Here is a 17,256-nt window from a genome sequence, read left to right on the forward strand (position 1 = left end):
TATACATGAAAAGATATAATTTTGGAGGTGATTCTTTTGTTGATAGAAAGTAATAAATATTTTGCTATTAAAGATGAAAGTGGAAAATATTTATTAAAAGAAATTTCTTTATTTAAATTTAAAGAATTAATGGGTACTATCACCTCTATACAAGATATAAAAATAATAAACAAAGAGCTAGTCTTACATGTAGAATGTCCAATATGTGGAGATATACATATTTATACATATTCTATTAAAGATTTATTAGTTTATAATGGTTTAATAGTAGGAGGATGTGAACTTTTAAATAATCCTATATTTTATATAGGAAGTTATGAAAAAGTAAAAAGAAAGATTACAACTTATAACGAAATAAATAAAAATATGTATGCTATGTTTTAAAAAGTAATTTAGAAGTTAATGTATTTTATTCAAAATAAAGTATAGTTTTATAGTTATAACTATATTTATATAAAACGTGTAGATTTTACTATGAAAATACTGTATAATTTAATAAATAATTAATCCTTTCAGATTATCTTTTAAGATTTCCCAAGTTTTATAAAAAGAGATGTTTAAATTTTTTTGGAGGTGTTATTTTTTGTCTAGTAATGATTTAGATAAATTAACGGTAAATGAACTTAAAGAGATAGCTAAAGACCTAGAAATAAAAGGTGTTTATAAGTATAAAAAAAATGAGTTAATAGAGGAAATCAAAAAAGTTTCCCCTATGCATATAGAGAAAAATGGAGTTGTATTAAGAGAGAAGATAGTTCCAAAGAGTGGGAAGAGTAAACCTGAAGGAATTAATATTGAGGAGAACAGTAACAGAGTGGAAAGTTTTCAAGGAGATAAAATAGAAGATAGAAGAAAAGAACAGGATAACAATAAACAAGAGGAAAATAAGAGAGAAAAATTAAGAGAAATGATAAATGAATCAGATACCGCAAAAGGTGTTCTTGAAATTATTGAAAATAATAATTATGGTTTTTTAAGAGGTAAAAATTACTTAACAGGACCGGATGACATATATGTATCACCATCTCAAATAAGAAGATTTAATTTGCAAACAGGAGATGAAGTTGAAGGTAAAGTTAGAACACCAAAAGAAGGAGAAAAATTTAAAGCACTTCTTTATGTACAAAAAGTAAATGGAGAAAATCCAGAGAAGGCTGTTAGAAGACGTCCTTTTGAAAATCTTACCCCAATATACCCTCAAGAAAGAATAAAATTAGAAAATAGTTCATCTGACCTATCTTCTAGACTAATGGATATAATATCCCCTATAGGTAAAGGCCAAAGAGGAATAGTTGTTGCTCCTCCAAAGGCTGGGAAAACTACACTTCTTAAAAAGATCGCCCAAAGTATAAGTATAAATCACCCAGATATGAAGTTAATAGTTTTACTAATAGATGAAAGACCAGAAGAAGTTACGGATATGCAAAGATCTATAAATGGTGAAGTGATATATTCAACTTTTGACGAAGAACCTGAGCACCATACAAAAGTAGCATATATGGTACTTGAGAGAGCTAAAAGAATGGTAGAACAAGGTCAAAATGTTGTTATACTATTGGATAGTTTAACAAGACTTGCAAGAGCATATAATCTTACAATAAATCCAACAGGAAGAACTTTATCAGGAGGATTAGATCCAGGTGCTTTAATAATGCCTAAAAAATTTTTTGGAGCAGCTAGAAATATAGAAGAAGGAGGTAGCCTTACAATATTAGCTACTGCCTTAGTTGAAACTGGAAGCAGAATGGATGATATGATATTTGAAGAATTTAAGGGAACGGGCAATATGGAAGTTCACTTAAATAGAAAACTGCAAGAAAGAAGAATATTCCCAGCTATAGATATATACAGATCAGGAACTAGAAAAGAAAATTTATTATTATCAGAAAAAGAATATGAAGCATCATTTAATATAAGAAGATTACTTTATGATGAAAATAATACTCAAAATGTTACAGAACAACTTATAAATATGCTTTGTAAAACTAAGAATAATGATGAATTTGTAGAAGTTATAAGTAAAATTGACTTAAGTAAGGAAAAAAATAGATAGGCGATTAAATTTAAATGAGCGGAATAATCTGCTCATTTAAATTATATTATTTTAAAACCATAGGGATAAATGATATATAAACAGTATCTAAAATGGGGGGAGATACCATTGGATAAGAAAATATTATCTTTCATTATTTCAGGGAGTTTAATTTTTAATTTAGTTATATATTTTTTAGTTAACAACAAGGGGTTAATTATTTTACTAGAAATTATGTTTATTTTATTTATAATTTTTATAATTTTCACTAATTATGAAAATAAACAAAACGTTATATCGGAAAAATATAATGATTTTAAAGAAGCAAAAGATAAAGAAAACTATGAAAAGATTTTTGAATCTTGGCAAACTTTAAGCTTTGACATACACCAATTGCTATGGATGTATAGGGATAGTATGAAAACTTTAACTAAAGTAATTAATATATCTAGGGATATTCAGTTTAACACTGAACAGAGTACATGGAATGTAGAGAACATCAATAGTTCAGTAGAAGAATTAATTACTATATCAGAAGTATTAAATAATAATGTTATAGTTATGGAAGATAGCTATAATGAATCTTTTGATGTTCTAAAAAACAGTAAGGATACGATTAGCGGTATAACAAAATATTTACTAGAACTCGACAAGGATGTTAAAGAAGTATCAATCATAAATAATAAATTTAGACATTCTTCTAACAGAATAAATGATTTTATTTTAGATATAGAATATATTTCTAATCAAACAAATTTATTATCACTAAATGCATCTATAGAAGCTGCAAGAGCAGGTGAAGCAGGAAAAGGATTTTCTATTGTAGCTAAGGAAATCAAAAATCTATCCAAAGGGACCAATGAAGTTGTTGTAAAAATTAAAGATATAGTAAAAGAAATCATTCTAGATGTGGATAAATCTACTGTTTCCATGGATAAATGTTTAAATAAAATATCTGGAACACAGAATATAGTTAATGAATCTTCTCAATTAATAGAAAAACTAGAATCTGTATCAGAAGGAATTATAAGGTCTATAGAAAGGTTAAAAGAAGCTTCCTTAGAACAAATGACTGCATCTAATAATATTGGTGAAGCCATAAGTTCCATAGCTATATCAGAAGAAAATAATTATATTACAGTGGCAAAGTCTATAGAAATTATATCAGAACAGGAAAGAAAAAATAATAATATATTATCTATATGCAATAAATTAGAAGATACAGCTCATGATATACAGTATGTTACAACACAATTAAAGAAAGATAATGAGATAATATTTGGCATAAATCCTTTTACATCCCCCCAAAATATAAAAGAAATATATGTGCCTATATTAGAAAGAGTATGTAAAAATATAGGATACAAAGCTAAAATTATTATAGTTAAGAATTATGAAGATTTAGGGGATAGAATAAAAGAAAAAGTAATAGATATAGGTTGGTTTTCACCTTTTGCCTATGTTAAGGCACACGCTAATATAGGGGTAGTGCCATTGGTTACACCTAAAGTTAATGGTAAAGTAACTTATAAAGGGTATATAATAGCTAAGAAAAATAGCGAAATAAATAAGATAGAGGATTTAAGAGGTAGGAATTTTTCATATGTTGACAAGGAAAGTGCTTCGGGATACTTATATGCAAGATATTTAATAAAAAAAGAGAAATTAGATCCTGATAATCTATTCAAAGAAGTACAATTTAAGGGGGGGCATCATAGTGTTATAGAAAGTGTGTTAAGTGGAGAAGCAGATGGAGGTGCTACTTATAGTGAAGCCATAGAAAGTGCTAAAAATGAAGGAATGCCAATAGAAGATATTGTAATAATAAAAGAATTTTCTAACATACCTAAAGATGTAATAGCTTCTAGATCAGACATGGATAAGGATTTAATTCAGAAAGTAAAAAAAGCCTTCTTAGAATTTAATTGTTTAGAAGAAATAAAATCTCCAGTAGAAGGCTTTATAGAAACTGAAGATATAAAATATAATGTTATTAGAGAAATAGTTTAATATGTAGTAGAAAAAATAATAAACCCGGCACGATCAAAGTCGGGTTTATTTTTAATCTAAAATCAAAGGATTAAATTATTCCTCGTTTGATATGTTGAATTTCTTCATAAATTTCTCAACTCTTCCACCAGCATCAACTATTTTTTGTTTACCAGTGAAGAATGGATGGCATTTTGAACATATATCAACTTTTAATTCTTTTTTTGTGGAACCTGATTTAAAAGTATTTCCACAAGCACATTTTACATCTGCATCACTATGATATTCTGGATGAATGCCTTCTCTCATATTTTTCACCTCTCTCGAACTCTTTGGACATAATTATCCGAATTTTTAACTACTAAATTATAACACAGCTCCATAGATTAAGTCAATAAATTTAATTGATAGGTAAATGATAAGTAGTTATTATTGAAAATTAGCCTTTAATATATTATATAGGTCTGATAAAATAATACTTGTTTATTTATAAAATTAGGAGGTATTTTTTTATGTATGGACCTAAAAACCATGGTTGGATTGAAGTAATAACTGGACCTATGTACAGCGGAAAATCAGAAGAACTTATAAGAAGAGTAAGGAGAGTAAAGATTGCTAAACAAAAGGTTCAAGTTTTTAAACCAGAAATAGATAATAGATATAGCAATGAAGACGTAGTGTCTCATTGTGGAGATAAAGAAGGAGCAGTTCCTATTAAGTCTTCAGAAGATATTTTAAAACTTATAAAAGAAGATACTGAAGTAGTAGCTATAGATGAAGCTCAATTTTTTGATAAAGGTATACTAGAAGTTGTAAACAAAATAGCTAACGAAGGCAAAAGAGTTATATGTGCTGGATTAGATCAAGATTTTAAAGGAGAGCCCTTTGGATATATGCCAGATATAATAGCAGTCGCAGAATTTGTACACAAAGTGCAAGCGGTTTGTATGATATGTGGTAATCCAGCAACTAGAACACAAAGACTTATAAATGGAAAACCTGCTAAATATGATGACCCAGTAGTGCTTGTAGGAGCAAAAGAATCCTATGAGGCAAGATGTAGAAAATGTCATATAGTACCTAAAGAGTGAGGTGATACTATGAAAAAACAATGTAGTGTAGGCGGACAAGCTGTAATGGAAGGGGTCATGATGAGGGGAGTTAACGGAATTGCTACAGCAGTAAGAAAAAGTGACGGAGAAATTATTATAGATGTACAACAGTTCACCCCTTACAATAAAAGAAATAAATTTTTTTCAATGCCTATTATTAGAGGATTTATTGCATTGGTAGAATCTCTAATAATAGGGATAAAAACTTTAAATTATTCAGCATCTTTTTTTGAAGAAGATGAAGAAAAATCAAAATTTGATATATGGATTGAAAAAAAGTTTAGAGGGAATGCAGATAATATAATTATAGCTATTGTTATGGGAGTATCTTTTTTGCTTTCTATAAGTTTATTTGTGGCTTTGCCTACATTTATTGCAAACTTATTTAAAAAATTAGGTATTGAAAGTTCGGTAGTTTTAAATATTATAGAGGGTATAATAAGAGTAGGGATATTTCTTTCTTACATATATATAATAGGAAAGATGGATGATATTAATAGATTCTTTCAATATCATGGAGCGGAACATAAAACAATATTTTGTTATGAGAATTCAGAAGAATTAACTGTTGAAAATGTGGCTAAATATTCTAGATTTCACCCAAGATGTGGTACTAACTTTTTGTTTTTGGTTATGATTGTAAGTATAATTATCTTTTCTTTTACTGGATGGAACTCTTTATCAGAAAGAATGATGTATAGAATTATACTTATACCAGTGGTATCAGGTACAACTTATGAAATTATAAAATGGCTAGGAAAAAGTAAAAGTAGAATATCTAAAATAATAGCAGCACCAGGATTGGCGTTACAAAAACTTACCACTAGAGAACCTGACACATTACAAATAGAAGTGGCTATAAAGGCTTTAAAAGGTGCAGAAGGTATAGAAGATTAAAAAGGAGTAAGCTATAAAATGGTTATAAAAAATTGTGAAACCATACAAGACCTTTTATCAGAAGGCATTAAATCTTTAAAAGAGGTAGGTATAGAAAGTTATATATTAGAGAGCCAACTATTACTAGGAAAAGTAATAAATAAAGATAGACTTTTTATAATGATTAATAAGGATTATAAAGTGTCTAAAGAAGAAAAAGATCAGTATTTAAAACTTATAGATATTAGGAAAGAAAAAATGCCAATAAAATATATACTAGGTATTTGTGAATTTATGGGGCTTTCCTTTAAAATAAGAGAAGGAGTACTGATTCCAAGACCAGATACAGAAATTCTAGTAGAAAAAAGCATAGAGATCATAAGAAAAAATCATTATAAGAATATAAGTGATGTATGCTGTGGCAGTGGAATAATTGGCATATCTATTGCAACATTTGTTGATAAAGTTAATGTAGAATGTTTTGATGTTGAAGAAATACCATTAAAAGTTACTGAGGAAAACATTAAATTGAATAGACTAGAAGGGAAAGTGAAAGTTTTTAAAAGTAACTTATTAGAATATGCTATAAAAAATAGTATAAAATATGATATGATAGTATCAAATCCTCCATATATTAAAAAAAGAGAAATAACAAATTTGATGGAGGATGTAAAAAACTACGAACCACATATAGCCTTAGATGGTGGCGAAGATGGGCTATATTTTTATAAAAATATAGTAAAACAAAGTAAACATCTTTTAAATTCAGGAGGAACTATAGCTTTTGAAATAGGATATGATCAAAAAGAAGAAGTTAGTTGTATATTAGAAAGTAATGGCTTTGTTAATATAGAATGTTATAAAGATTTGGCAGGGTTAGATAGAGTTGTTATTGGAACACTTAAAACAACTAATTGATTTAAATACAAAAAATATGATATAATTAATATTTGTTAAAATATATTTACGGAGTGAGAAAGTTATGTTAGATAGATTAAATTTTATAGAAAATAAATATGAAGAACTTTCAATAAAGATTAGTGACCCTACAGTGATGCAAGATCAAAAAGAATGGCAAAAACTGTGTAAAGAACACTCAGATATGGAAACTATAGTGACTACTTATAAAGAATATAAAGAAGTTTTACAAAGTATAGAAGATAATAAAGAGATGTTAAAAGAAGATATAGAACAAGAGTTAAGAGATATGGTTCAAGAAGACATAAAGGAGCTTGAACAAAGGGTTCAAGAATTAGAACAAGAACTAAAGATGTTATTAGTGCCAAAAGATCCAAATGATGAAAAGAATGTTTTCATTGAAATAAGAGCAGGTGCTGGAGGAGATGAGGCAGCTCTTTTTGCTGCTAACTTATTTAGAATGTATACAAGATATGCTGAAAGACATAATTGGAAGACGGAAGCAGTTAGTGTAAATGAGACGGATATAGGTGGTTTTAAAGAAATTGTATTTATGGTTAGAGGAAAAGGAGCCTATAGTAGATTAAAGTACGAAAGTGGAGTTCATAGAGTACAAAGAGTACCAGATACAGAATCTAGTGGAAGAATCCATACATCTACAGCTACAGTAGCAGTTTTACCAGAAGTAGAAGATGTTGATGTTGAGATAAACCAAAATGACTTAAGAGTAGATGTGTATAGAGCATCAGGTCATGGAGGACAATGTGTAAATACTACAGACTCAGCGGTAAGAATAACTCACTTACCTTCAGGATTAGTAGTTACTTGTCAAGATGAGAAATCTCAGCTAAAAAATAAAGAAAAGGCTATGAAGGTTTTAAAGTCTAGATTATATGATATGTTAGAATCTGAGAGAAGTGCAAGTATTGCGGAAGATAGAAAAAGTCAAGTAGGAACTGGAGATAGAAGTGAAAGAATTAGAACTTACAATTATCCTCAAGGAAGGGTTACAGATCATAGAATTGGTTTAACATTATATAAGTTAGAGTCTTTCTTAGATGGAGACATAGAAGAAATGATAGATGGATTAATTACTGTTGAACAGTCAGAAAGAATGAAAGATATAAGTTAAAAAAATATAGGAGAAGATGAGTATGAATATAAATAAAGCTCTAAAGAAGCAAATAAATTCTTATAAAAGATTTATGCTAATTATGGGCTTTATTTTTTTTATTTTACCTTTCATATTATTATTCTTTAAAATATTGGATGTGTTTTTTGTAACTTATCTTGCTGCTATAGAATTACTAATAGTGATTGCTATTATTGCTAAAATAAATATGGAGAGACTAAAATTCTCCTATAATAATGGTAAATTGTATATATCATCAGGCATAAGAAGAGAAATCATAGTAATCCCTTGTGATAAAGTACAGTTTATTCATGTGCAAGAGGTAATTAGAAAGTATGATAAAGAAAAAGATTTTATAATAATCATATTATTATCTTTTAATATTAGAAGTAGGGCAATACATCCCATAAATGAAAAATTTCTTAGAGAATATCCTTTTGTAGCATATAAATATAGCAAATTAAAAATTCTAATGCCAGAAAATAATTATTCTTTTACTGTAATAAGTAAAGGTAGACTATTTAAATATAAGCTATTGGACTTAATTTATAGTAAATGTGTTAATGCAAGTTTTTCAGAAGAAACCATAGATAAAATAAGAGAATATAGAAACCTATAGATATAGGAATATTTATTTGTATTTTAAAATATTATCTAAGGAATAGTATTTTAAAAGGGGTTTTAATAAAGTTTGATTTATATGATAATAATAGGAAGTATTATATCCTTAGTGGGTACTGCTATAGGGGGACTGGTAGGCATAATGTTTAAAAATCCTTCTGAAAAAGCCTTGGGATCACTACTAGGCTTTGCAGGCGGATTAATGCTAGCAGTGGTGGTATTTGATTTAATTCCAGAAGCTCTTACAAACTGGAATTTTATATATACAATTATATTCTGTATATTGGGGATAATATTTATAGCCTTTGTGGATAAAAATATGAATAACGAGTATATTGATGAGCATAAGAAGATGGCTATAATAACAGCTTTAGGTCTTATGCTTCATAATTTTCCAGAAGGAATGATTATGGGCTGTGGTTTTGCAGCTGGAACTAACTTAGGAATAAAAATGAGTGTAGTTATTGCCATACATGATATACCAGAAGGTATGGCAGTAGCTACTCCTTTAATGGCATCTAAAGAAAATAGCTTTAAAATATTTTTATATACGGTACTAACAGCCCTCCCAACAGCTTTAGGGGCTATTATAGGCGCTTTTATGGGACAGGTATCTAATAACTTACTAGGAGCCAATCTATCCTTAGCATCAGGTATAATGCTCTATGTAGTGTGTGGAGAGATGCTTCCTCAATCTAATAAGTTATGGGAAGGTGTATCTAGTACAATTGGAGTATTATCGGGATTGATTTTTGGACTAATTATAGTATATTTATTGTAGAAGATACAAAAGGAGATGTAGTTTTGGAAACAAAAGTTATAAAAACACATAAAGATAAATTAGAAAATAAAATATTAAAGGAGTGCGGGGAAGCTCTGAGAAATGGCAAATTAGTAGTTTTTCCTACTGAAACTGTGTATGGTTTAGGGGCAAATGCTTTAAAAGAAGATGCAGTAAAAAAGATATTTGAAGCTAAAGGAAGACCACAAGATAATCCTCTAATAGTTCATATATCAGAACTAGAAGAAATAGCACCTTTAGTTGAAGAAGTACCCAAAATAGCTTATAAATTAATGGAAAAGTTTTGGCCAGGACCTATGACTATAATTTTACCTAAAAGTTCTTTAATTCCAAGTAGAACTAGTGGTGGACTTAATAGTGTAGGTATAAGAATGCCTTCAAATGAGATAGCAAGGAAACTTATAAAAGAAGCAAAGGTACCTATAGCGGCTCCGTCAGCTAATATATCAGGAAGACCAAGTCCTACGAATATAGAGACTTGTATAGAAGATTTAAAGGGAAAGGTAGATTATATTATAGGTGGAGAAAAATGCGATGTAGGGGTAGAATCCACTGTTATAGATTGTACTATATATCCACCCTGCGTGTTAAGACCAGGTGGAATAACTTTAGAAATGCTAAAAAACATAGATAATAAAATATATATAGATCCTGCCATAATGGCTGGAGATAATAAGGATTTGAAACCGAAGGCTCCTGGAATGAAATATAGACATTATGCACCTAAAGCAGAATTAAAAATAATTAGAGGTGATCTAAAAAATTCTGTAGATAAAATAAAGAAACTTACAGACGAATATGAATCACAAGGAAAAAATGTGGGAATAATGGCAACAGATGAGACTAGAGAGTTTTATGTAAATGGTCAGGTAATATCCTTGGGAGGTAGAGAAAATTTAGAAACTATTGCAAGAAACTTATTTTCAGTATTAAGAAGTTTTGATAGTAAGAACGTAGATATTATATTATCAGAAACCTTTGAAGAGAAGGGTATAGGTATTGCTATAATGAATAGATTAAAAAAATCGGCTGGATTTAATATTATAGAGGTTTAAAATTTTTAAAATAAATAGTTGACATATAAAATAAGGTAGTATAGAATATTTTACTGGTAGTTAGAAAAGTTAATTGGAGGAGCTAATGGATATATTATTTATTTGTACAGGGAATACATGTAGAAGCCCAATGGCAGAAGCTATATTTAATAAATTTAATAAAACGTCATTAATAGCTAAGTCAGCGGGAGTAGCTGTGCATCCTAACAGTAAAGCTTCTTTTAATGCGGCAAAATTAGTAGATAGAAATTTAAATATGAATATCTATGAAAGATGTGCAGTACAATTAACAGAAAAGATATTAAAAGAGAGCTATTTAGTACTAACAATGACAGAAGGTTTGAAAAAAACATTAAAATATAATTTTCAAGAGTATGAAGAAAAAATATATACTCTAAATGAATATGTCGGCGTAAAAGGAGAAATTTTAGACCCTTTCGGCGGCACGCTACCTATTTATCAACGAACCTTTGCACAATTAAAAGAAAATATATTATTACTTTTAAGTAAATTAGAAGAAGATAAAAGTATTCATTAAGGAGTACTCGTGTCTTCTTTTTTTGTAAAAATCATAAATTATTTGGAGGTGTAGTATTTTGAAAATTGCATTAGGAAGTGACCATGCAGGGTTAAAGCTTAAAAAAGAAATAATAAAACACTTAGAAGGAAAAGACATAGAACTTAAAGATTTTGGTACTGACGCAGAAGAATCTTGTGACTATCCAGATTATGCTAAAGAAGTAGCAAATCAGGTAGCTGATAAAAATTATGATTTAGGTATATTAATTTGTGGAACAGGCATAGGAATTAGTATTGCAGCTAACAAAGTACCAGGTATAAGAGCAGCTCTTTGTTCTGATACTTTTAGTGCCCATTCTTGTAGAGAACATAATAATGCAAATATATTAGCATTAGGAGAAAGAGTAGTAGGTTTAGGATTGGCATTAGATATAGTAGATACTTTTCTATCCTCTGAATTTCAAGGAGGAAGACACCAAAAAAGACTAGATAAAATAAGTGGTATAGAAAATAGTTTTCATAAATAATAAAGTTTAGGAGGAAAAAACATGAGTAAAGTAACACAAATTGCACATCCATTAATACTACATAAATTAACTTTAATAAGGGATAAAAATACAGGTGCAAAGGATTTTAGAGAATTAGTAGAAGAAGTAGCAATGCTTATGGCTTATGAAGTTACAAGAGATTTTAATTTAAAAGAAGTGGAAATAGAAACGCCTATATGTAAAACTAAATCTAAGGTATTAGCTGGAAAGAAAGTAGCCATAGTACCAATTTTAAGAGCAGGTCTTGGAATGGTAGATGGAATTTTAAAACTTATACCAGCAGCTAAAGTTGGTCATATAGGACTTTATAGGGACGAAAAAACCTTAACGCCAGTAGAATATTTTTGTAAGTTACCACAGGACATAGGAGAAAGAGAAATAATAGTAACAGATCCTATGTTAGCTACTGGTGGGTCTGCTGCAGATGCTATAGCTCTTTTAAAGAAAAGAGGAGCAAAATATATAAGACTTGTATGTTTAGTAGCAGCTCCAGAAGGAATAAAAGTAGTAATGGATGCTCATCCAGATGTAGATATATATGTGGCTTCCATAGATGAAAAATTAGATGAATCAGGATATATAGTTCCAGGATTAGGAGATGCAGGAGATAGATTATTTGGAACTAAGTAATAATAAAAAGTCGGCATATGCCGACTTTTTATATTACTTAGCTATAATTTGTGACTTTAATTTATGTTATTTTTAGTATAGAATAATAAATAGCATATAAATAAAATTTAAAGTGTACGGAGGATTAGATGGATAGAATTGATAAAAATAATTATTATTTAGATATATGTGAAACACTATTAAAAAGAGGTACCTGTTTAAGAAGAAATTTTGCGGCTATAATTGTAAAAAATGATGAAATAATGGCAACGGGATATTCAGGATCACCTAGAGGAAGAAAAAACTGTTGTGATATGGGGGTGTGTAGGAGAAAGGAGTTAAATGTACCAAGAGGAACTCGGTATGAATTATGTAGATCTGTACATGCAGAACAAAATGCAATAATATCCGCTAGAAGACAAGACATGATAAATTCTACTATGTATTTAGTTGGAAAGGAAAGAGAAACAGGAGAACTTGTAAAACACGCTGCACCTTGTTCTCTTTGTAAAAGATTTATAATAAATGCAGGAATAGATAAGGTTATAATTAGAGATACAAAAACAGAATATAGAGTTGTCCCTGTACAAGATTGGATAGATAATGATGATTCATTAGAAGGGGATGGCTCCTATTAATGGAGAGATAGTTATGAATGAATTGTTTTTAGCTTTTATAGTTTCCACTATAGCATCTATAATTTTAACACCTTTAGTAAAAAAGTTTGCAATAAAGGTAAAAGTTATAGACGTGCCAAAGGATAAAAGAAGAGTGCATAAAAAACCTATACCTTTATTGGGAGGTATAGCTATTTACCTGTCATTTTTATTTACTGTAGTTATGAAAGAAGGTCCTTTAACTAACTCTGAGAAAGGCATATTAATAGGAGCAACAATAATTGTTATAGCAGGTTTTTTAGATGATAAATATGAGTTAAGACCTATTTATAAATTGTTATTTCAAATTTTAGCTGCTACTACTCTGGTTGCATTTGATTTAAGAATAGTAAATATAACTAATCCTTTTTCTAATAGTAATCCTTGGCTTTCCACAGGACTGCTTTCTATTCCATTAACTTTAATCTGGGTTGTAGGAATAACAAATGCTATTAATTTAATAGACGGATTAGATGGATTAGCAGCTGGGGTTGCATTAATATCTTCAGTAACCCTATTTATAATTGCTGTTATGAGTATAGATATTAGGTATGAAGCAGCATTTTTAACAGCAGCTTTAAGTGGAGCAATCCTTGGATTTCTTCCTTATAATTTTAATCCAGCTTCAATATTTATGGGAGATACTGGAGCTCAACTTTTAGGATTCTTATTAGCGGCAATATCTATAGAAGGAGCAATAAAGTCTGCAGCAACAGTGGCTATATCTGTACCTATACTAGCATTAGGCATACCTATATATGATACTTTATTCGCTATGATAAGAAGAAAAATAAATGGTAAATCTATAATGGAAGCAGATAAAGGTCATCTACATCATAGGTTACTTGATATGGGATTAAATCAACGACAAGCTGTATTAATAATGTATGTTATAAGTGCTATACTTGGAAGTTTTGCTATACTAGCGATGCAAATAAGCAATCAGAACTCATATTTTTTACTTGCAGTTGTTGTAATGATAATAATGGCAATAGCTTGGAGATATGGCTTTTTTAAGCACAAGGAATAGTACATAATTAACTTGGAGGTAAGGTTTATGAAAAAAACAAAGATAATGACTATATTTGGGACTAGACCTGAGGCTATAAAGATGGCTCCATTAGTAAAGGAGATAGAAAAAAGAGAGGAACTTTGTAGTAAAGTTTGCGTTACGGCTCAACATAGAGAAATGTTGGATCAAGTTTTAGATCTATTTCAAATTAAGCCAAATTATGATTTGGATATAATGGCAAAAGGACAAACTTTAACAGATATAACAATGAAAAGCCTTAAGGGTTTAGAAGTCGTATTTGCTAAGGAGAAGCCAGATTTAGTTTTAGTTCATGGAGATACTACTACAACTTTTGCAGGAGCGTTAGCTGCTTTTTATCAACAAATAAAGATAGGTCATGTAGAAGCAGGACTAAGAACCTTTAATAAGTACTTTCCTTATCCAGAAGAAATGAATAGAAAATTATCCGGTGCTATGGCGGATTTACATTTTGCTCCAACAAAGGGATCAAGAGAGAATCTTTTAAAGGAAGGTATAGCTGATAATGACATATATATTACAGGAAATACTGTAATAGATGCTATGGAATTTACAGTAGAAGATAACTATACTTTTAAAAATGAAGTATTAAATAAAATAGATTATAAGAATAAAAAAGTTATAATGGTTACTGCACACAGAAGAGAAAATTGGGGTGAAGGAATAGAAAATATATGTAAAGGATTAAAAGAAATAGTTGAAAATAATGAAGAAGTAGAAATAGTATACTTAGTTCATTTAAACCCAATTGTTAAAGATGTGGTATATAAATATTTAGGTGAAATGGATAGAGTTCATTTATTAAATCCTTTAGATACTAAAGAAACCCATAATTTAATGAATAAATGTTATATGGTTATGACTGATTCAGGAGGACTTCAAGAGGAAGCACCTCATTTAGGAAAGCCTGTTTTAGTTTTAAGAGATGTAACTGAAAGACCTGAAGCGGTTACAGCAGGTACAGTAAAACTATTAGGAACAAATAAAAATCTTATAGTGAGTGAAGCTAATAAAATAATAAGAGATAAAGAAGAATACAATAATATAAGTAGAGCAATAAATCCATATGGAGATGGATATGCTTCAAGAAGAATAGTAGACTCTATACTATATTATTTCAAGTATTTAGATAAAAGACCTAATAATTTTATATAAAGTTTGTGTTTTTTTTAACAAAAATATATTGAAAAATTTTTAATATGGGGTTATAATATAAATAGTTTAAAAGAAATTTGTTAATTTTTTAACTAAAGGTGATATAAAGCCAAAATTTTAAATACTTTGGGAGGGTTTTAAATGAAAGAAGTTGTTATTGTTAGTGCAGTTAGAACTGCCATGGGTAAATTTGGAGGAACTTTAAAAGATGTACCTGCAGTTGAATTAGGTGCTACAGTTATTAAAGAAGCAATAAACAGAGCGGGAATTAAACCTGAAATTATAGACGAAGTTATAATGGGAAATGTTATCCAAGCAGGACTTGGACAAAGTCCAGGAAGACAAGCAGCTGTAAAAGCTGGAATACCTGTTGAAGTACCAGCATTTACTTTAAATAAGGTTTGCGGATCAGGATTAAGAGCAGTTGGGCTAGCAGCTCAAATGATAAAAGCTGGAGATGCTGATGTAGTAATAGCTGGTGGAATGGAAAACATGTCTGCAGCACCATATGTTTTACCAAACGCTAGATGGGGACAAAGAATGTTTGATGGTAAAATGGTAGATACTATGGTAAAGGATGGTTTATGGGAATCATTCAATGATTATCATATGGGAATGACAGCAGAAAACATAGCAGAGAAATGGGAATTAACAAGAGAAATGCAAGATGAGTTTGCATGTGCTTCACAAAATAAAGCTGAAAAAGCTATTAAAGAAGGAAAGTTTAAAGACGAAATCGTTCCAGTAGTTATAAAAACTAGAAAAGGTGAAGTTGTATTTGATACAGATGAGTTCCCAAGATTTGGTGCTACTGTAGAATCATTAGCAAAGTTAAAACCAGCATTTAAAAAAGATGGAACAGTTACAGCAGGAAATGCATCAGGTATAAATGATGGTGCAGCTGCGTTAGTTATAATGAGTGCAGAAAAAGCTGAAGAACTAGGATTAAAACCATTAGCTAAGATAGCTTCCTATGGTTCAAAAGGATTAGACCCAGCTTATATGGGATATGGACCAGTAGGTGCAACAAAAGTTGCTCTTGAAAAAGCTGGATGGAAAGTAGAAGACTTAGATTTAATCGAAGCTAATGAAGCTTTTGCGTCACAAAGTTTAGCTGTTGCTAAAGATCTAGGATTTGATATGGAAAAAGTAAATGTTAATGGTGGAGCTATAGCACTTGGACATCCAGTGGGATGCTCTGGAGCAAGAATATTAGTTACATTACTACATGAAATGCAAAGAAGAGATTCTAAAAAAGGTTTAGCTACTCTTTGCATAGGTGGAGGAATGGGAACAGCTCTTCTTGTAGAAAGATAATAAAATCAAATATAAATTAAGCCGTTAGGAATATTCCTAACGGCTTTTGTGTTACAAAATAAAAGTTGTAAAAAAACTCTCATTTTGTAACACTTTTTTTATATAGTTTATATATTAATAATATATTTATGAATACAAACTATATATTTGTCAATAATTATTAAGGATGTTTTTATAATAAATTGTAAGGGGGATATATAGTTTAGTATGAAAATTATAAAGAAGAATAAAAATACACAACTGGCAATAATATTAATTTTATTATTATTTTTATTAGGTGGAAAATTACCAAAGAAAAATTTATTTCAATCTATATTAAATATTTCTAAAGGAACTATAGTGGAAAATGGTGTGAAAATAGTTAGCGAGAATAGTCATGATAGTGAGAAAAGTCTACAACAGATTTTAAATGATTTGAATATAGAAAAAGAACAAATAAAAGATTGTAGAGAAACTGAGAAAATAGCTATTATAGAATTTGAGAAGGAAAACTTAAGAGGATACATTCAACAAGAGAATATAAGGGATAAAAAATTAAGTAGAACTACAATGGTCTTAATAGAGGAGAATTTAGAAGATGTTTTAGAGACGTTAAAAGAAAGTGGGAAGCGAATACTTAAGGGAAATGTTAAGATGTATAGTTATATGAAAGTTAAGATTAATACAGAGGATTTAGATAAGCTGAATAAAAAAATCATAGAAAACATTAATGATAGTTCAGAAAGTATAGATACTATAAAAATCACTAATGGATATAGTAATTTCTTAGAAAAAAGTTCTTTTCAATATGTTTTAGCAAATTATTCTTCAGGTAGCTACTTAATAATGGGGGAACCGCAAATTTTTGAATTATATTAGAAATTT

At 29.4% G+C, this 17,256-nt stretch carries 19 protein-coding genes; 18 read left to right on the forward strand and 1 reads right to left on the reverse strand.

Annotation, left to right across the window (positions count from 1 at the left end):
- Positions 1-36: 36 nt before the first annotated feature.
- The 3 genes from B5D21_RS10160 to phnD all read left to right on the forward strand — a co-directional run bounded on the left by B5D21_RS10160 (position 37) and on the right by phnD (position 4,042).
- Positions 37-384 (forward strand): hypothetical protein, encoded by a 348-nt coding sequence (locus B5D21_RS10160; RefSeq protein WP_035110949.1) that lies wholly within the window; start codon positions 37-39, stop codon positions 382-384.
- A 169-nt stretch (positions 385-553) separates the two neighbouring features.
- Positions 554-2,053 (forward strand): transcription termination factor Rho, encoded by a 1,500-nt coding sequence (gene rho, locus B5D21_RS10165; RefSeq protein WP_011098606.1) that lies wholly within the window; start codon positions 554-556, stop codon positions 2,051-2,053.
- A gap of 108 nt (positions 2,054-2,161) precedes the next feature.
- Positions 2,162-4,042, forward strand: coding sequence for a phosphate/phosphite/phosphonate ABC transporter substrate-binding protein (phnD, locus tag B5D21_RS10170; RefSeq protein WP_158001431.1), 1,881 nt, complete (start codon positions 2,162-2,164; stop codon positions 4,040-4,042).
- A 75-nt stretch (positions 4,043-4,117) separates the two neighbouring features.
- Here phnD and rpmE read toward each other — a convergent pair whose 3' ends face one another.
- Positions 4,118-4,330, reverse strand: a complete 213-nt coding sequence (gene rpmE, locus B5D21_RS10175; protein ID WP_023437137.1) for a 50S ribosomal protein L31 — start codon at positions 4,328-4,330, stop codon at positions 4,118-4,120.
- A 203-nt stretch (positions 4,331-4,533) separates the two neighbouring features.
- Here rpmE and B5D21_RS10180 point away from each other — a divergent pair, with 203 nt between their 5' ends.
- The 15 genes from B5D21_RS10180 (at position 4,534) to B5D21_RS10250 (ending at position 17,250) form a co-directional block, all read left to right on the forward strand.
- Entirely contained in the window at positions 4,534-5,112 is a 579-nt protein-coding gene (locus tag B5D21_RS10180; protein WP_035110951.1) for a thymidine kinase, read from the forward strand.
- Between the two features lie 9 nt (positions 5,113-5,121).
- Positions 5,122-6,030 carry a DUF1385 domain-containing protein gene (locus B5D21_RS10185; protein ID WP_035124493.1) on the forward strand — a complete coding sequence of 303 codons (909 nt, stop codon included), beginning with the start codon at positions 5,122-5,124 and terminating at the stop codon, positions 6,028-6,030.
- Between the two features lie 18 nt (positions 6,031-6,048).
- Positions 6,049-6,927 carry a peptide chain release factor N(5)-glutamine methyltransferase gene (prmC, locus tag B5D21_RS10190; protein WP_011098614.1) on the forward strand — a complete coding sequence of 293 codons (879 nt, stop codon included), beginning with the start codon at positions 6,049-6,051 and terminating at the stop codon, positions 6,925-6,927.
- A gap of 64 nt (positions 6,928-6,991) precedes the next feature.
- Positions 6,992-8,059 carry a peptide chain release factor 1 gene (prfA, locus tag B5D21_RS10195; protein ID WP_011098615.1) on the forward strand — a complete coding sequence of 356 codons (1,068 nt, stop codon included), beginning with the start codon at positions 6,992-6,994 and terminating at the stop codon, positions 8,057-8,059.
- A gap of 22 nt (positions 8,060-8,081) precedes the next feature.
- A complete protein-coding gene (locus B5D21_RS10200) occupies positions 8,082-8,678 on the forward strand; it encodes a hypothetical protein (RefSeq protein WP_035110960.1) in 597 nt (198 codons plus the stop codon).
- Between the two features lie 81 nt (positions 8,679-8,759).
- Positions 8,760-9,461 (forward strand): ZIP family metal transporter, encoded by a 702-nt coding sequence (locus tag B5D21_RS10205; protein WP_035111185.1) that lies wholly within the window; start codon positions 8,760-8,762, stop codon positions 9,459-9,461.
- Between the two features lie 23 nt (positions 9,462-9,484).
- On the forward strand, positions 9,485-10,537 hold the full coding sequence (locus B5D21_RS10210) for an L-threonylcarbamoyladenylate synthase (RefSeq protein WP_011098618.1): 1,053 nt from the start codon (positions 9,485-9,487) through the stop codon (positions 10,535-10,537).
- An 85-nt stretch (positions 10,538-10,622) separates the two neighbouring features.
- On the forward strand, positions 10,623-11,075 hold the full coding sequence (locus tag B5D21_RS10215) for a low molecular weight protein arginine phosphatase (protein ID WP_035110965.1): 453 nt from the start codon (positions 10,623-10,625) through the stop codon (positions 11,073-11,075).
- Positions 11,076-11,133: 58 nt separating this feature from the next.
- Complete coding sequence (gene rpiB / locus B5D21_RS10220) at positions 11,134-11,583, forward strand: ribose 5-phosphate isomerase B (RefSeq protein WP_011098620.1); 450 nt, start codon at positions 11,134-11,136, stop codon at positions 11,581-11,583.
- Between the two features lie 21 nt (positions 11,584-11,604).
- On the forward strand, positions 11,605-12,234 hold the full coding sequence (gene upp, locus B5D21_RS10225) for a uracil phosphoribosyltransferase (RefSeq protein WP_011098621.1): 630 nt from the start codon (positions 11,605-11,607) through the stop codon (positions 12,232-12,234).
- Positions 12,235-12,362: 128 nt separating this feature from the next.
- Positions 12,363-12,851: a deoxycytidylate deaminase gene (locus B5D21_RS10230; protein ID WP_011098622.1), complete on the forward strand. Its 489-nt coding sequence runs from the start codon at positions 12,363-12,365 to the stop codon at positions 12,849-12,851.
- Positions 12,852-12,864: 13 nt separating this feature from the next.
- Entirely contained in the window at positions 12,865-13,899 is a 1,035-nt protein-coding gene (locus tag B5D21_RS10235; protein WP_035111187.1) for an MraY family glycosyltransferase, read from the forward strand.
- 27 nt (positions 13,900-13,926) lie between these two features.
- Positions 13,927-15,075: a non-hydrolyzing UDP-N-acetylglucosamine 2-epimerase gene (gene wecB / locus B5D21_RS10240; protein WP_035110968.1), complete on the forward strand. Its 1,149-nt coding sequence runs from the start codon at positions 13,927-13,929 to the stop codon at positions 15,073-15,075.
- A 141-nt stretch (positions 15,076-15,216) separates the two neighbouring features.
- Positions 15,217-16,392: an acetyl-CoA C-acetyltransferase gene (locus B5D21_RS10245; RefSeq protein WP_011098625.1), complete on the forward strand. Its 1,176-nt coding sequence runs from the start codon at positions 15,217-15,219 to the stop codon at positions 16,390-16,392.
- Positions 16,393-16,599: 207 nt separating this feature from the next.
- A complete protein-coding gene (locus tag B5D21_RS10250; RefSeq protein ID WP_011098626.1) occupies positions 16,600-17,250 on the forward strand; it encodes a hypothetical protein in 651 nt (216 codons plus the stop codon).
- The last annotated feature ends 6 nt before the right edge of the window (positions 17,251-17,256 follow it).

Origin of the sequence: Clostridium tetani, from assembly GCF_900167265.1 — a bacterium.
GTDB lineage: Bacteria > Bacillota > Clostridia > Clostridiales > Clostridiaceae > Clostridium_G > Clostridium_G tetani.

Coding starts and splice junctions, on each gene's coding strand:
- rho (WP_011098606.1), top strand. CDS start 554: ATGTTTAAATTTTTTTGGAGGTGTTATTTTTTGTCTAGTAATGATTTA.
- rpmE (WP_023437137.1), bottom strand. CDS start 4,330: ATGAGAGAAGGCATTCATCCAGAATATCATAGTGATGCAGATGTAAAA.
- B5D21_RS10180 (WP_035110951.1), top strand. CDS start 4,534: ATGTATGGACCTAAAAACCATGGTTGGATTGAAGTAATAACTGGACCT.
- B5D21_RS10185 (WP_035124493.1), top strand. CDS start 5,122: ATGAAAAAACAATGTAGTGTAGGCGGACAAGCTGTAATGGAAGGGGTC.
- prmC (WP_011098614.1), top strand. CDS start 6,049: ATGGTTATAAAAAATTGTGAAACCATACAAGACCTTTTATCAGAAGGC.
- prfA (WP_011098615.1), top strand. CDS start 6,992: ATGTTAGATAGATTAAATTTTATAGAAAATAAATATGAAGAACTTTCA.
- B5D21_RS10200 (WP_035110960.1), top strand. CDS start 8,082: ATGAATATAAATAAAGCTCTAAAGAAGCAAATAAATTCTTATAAAAGA.
- B5D21_RS10205 (WP_035111185.1), top strand. CDS start 8,760: ATGATAATAATAGGAAGTATTATATCCTTAGTGGGTACTGCTATAGGG.
- B5D21_RS10215 (WP_035110965.1), top strand. CDS start 10,623: ATGGATATATTATTTATTTGTACAGGGAATACATGTAGAAGCCCAATG.
- upp (WP_011098621.1), top strand. CDS start 11,605: ATGAGTAAAGTAACACAAATTGCACATCCATTAATACTACATAAATTA.
- B5D21_RS10230 (WP_011098622.1), top strand. CDS start 12,363: ATGGATAGAATTGATAAAAATAATTATTATTTAGATATATGTGAAACA.
- B5D21_RS10235 (WP_035111187.1), top strand. CDS start 12,865: ATGAATGAATTGTTTTTAGCTTTTATAGTTTCCACTATAGCATCTATA.
- wecB (WP_035110968.1), top strand. CDS start 13,927: ATGAAAAAAACAAAGATAATGACTATATTTGGGACTAGACCTGAGGCT.
- B5D21_RS10245 (WP_011098625.1), top strand. CDS start 15,217: ATGAAAGAAGTTGTTATTGTTAGTGCAGTTAGAACTGCCATGGGTAAA.
- B5D21_RS10250 (WP_011098626.1), top strand. CDS start 16,600: ATGAAAATTATAAAGAAGAATAAAAATACACAACTGGCAATAATATTA.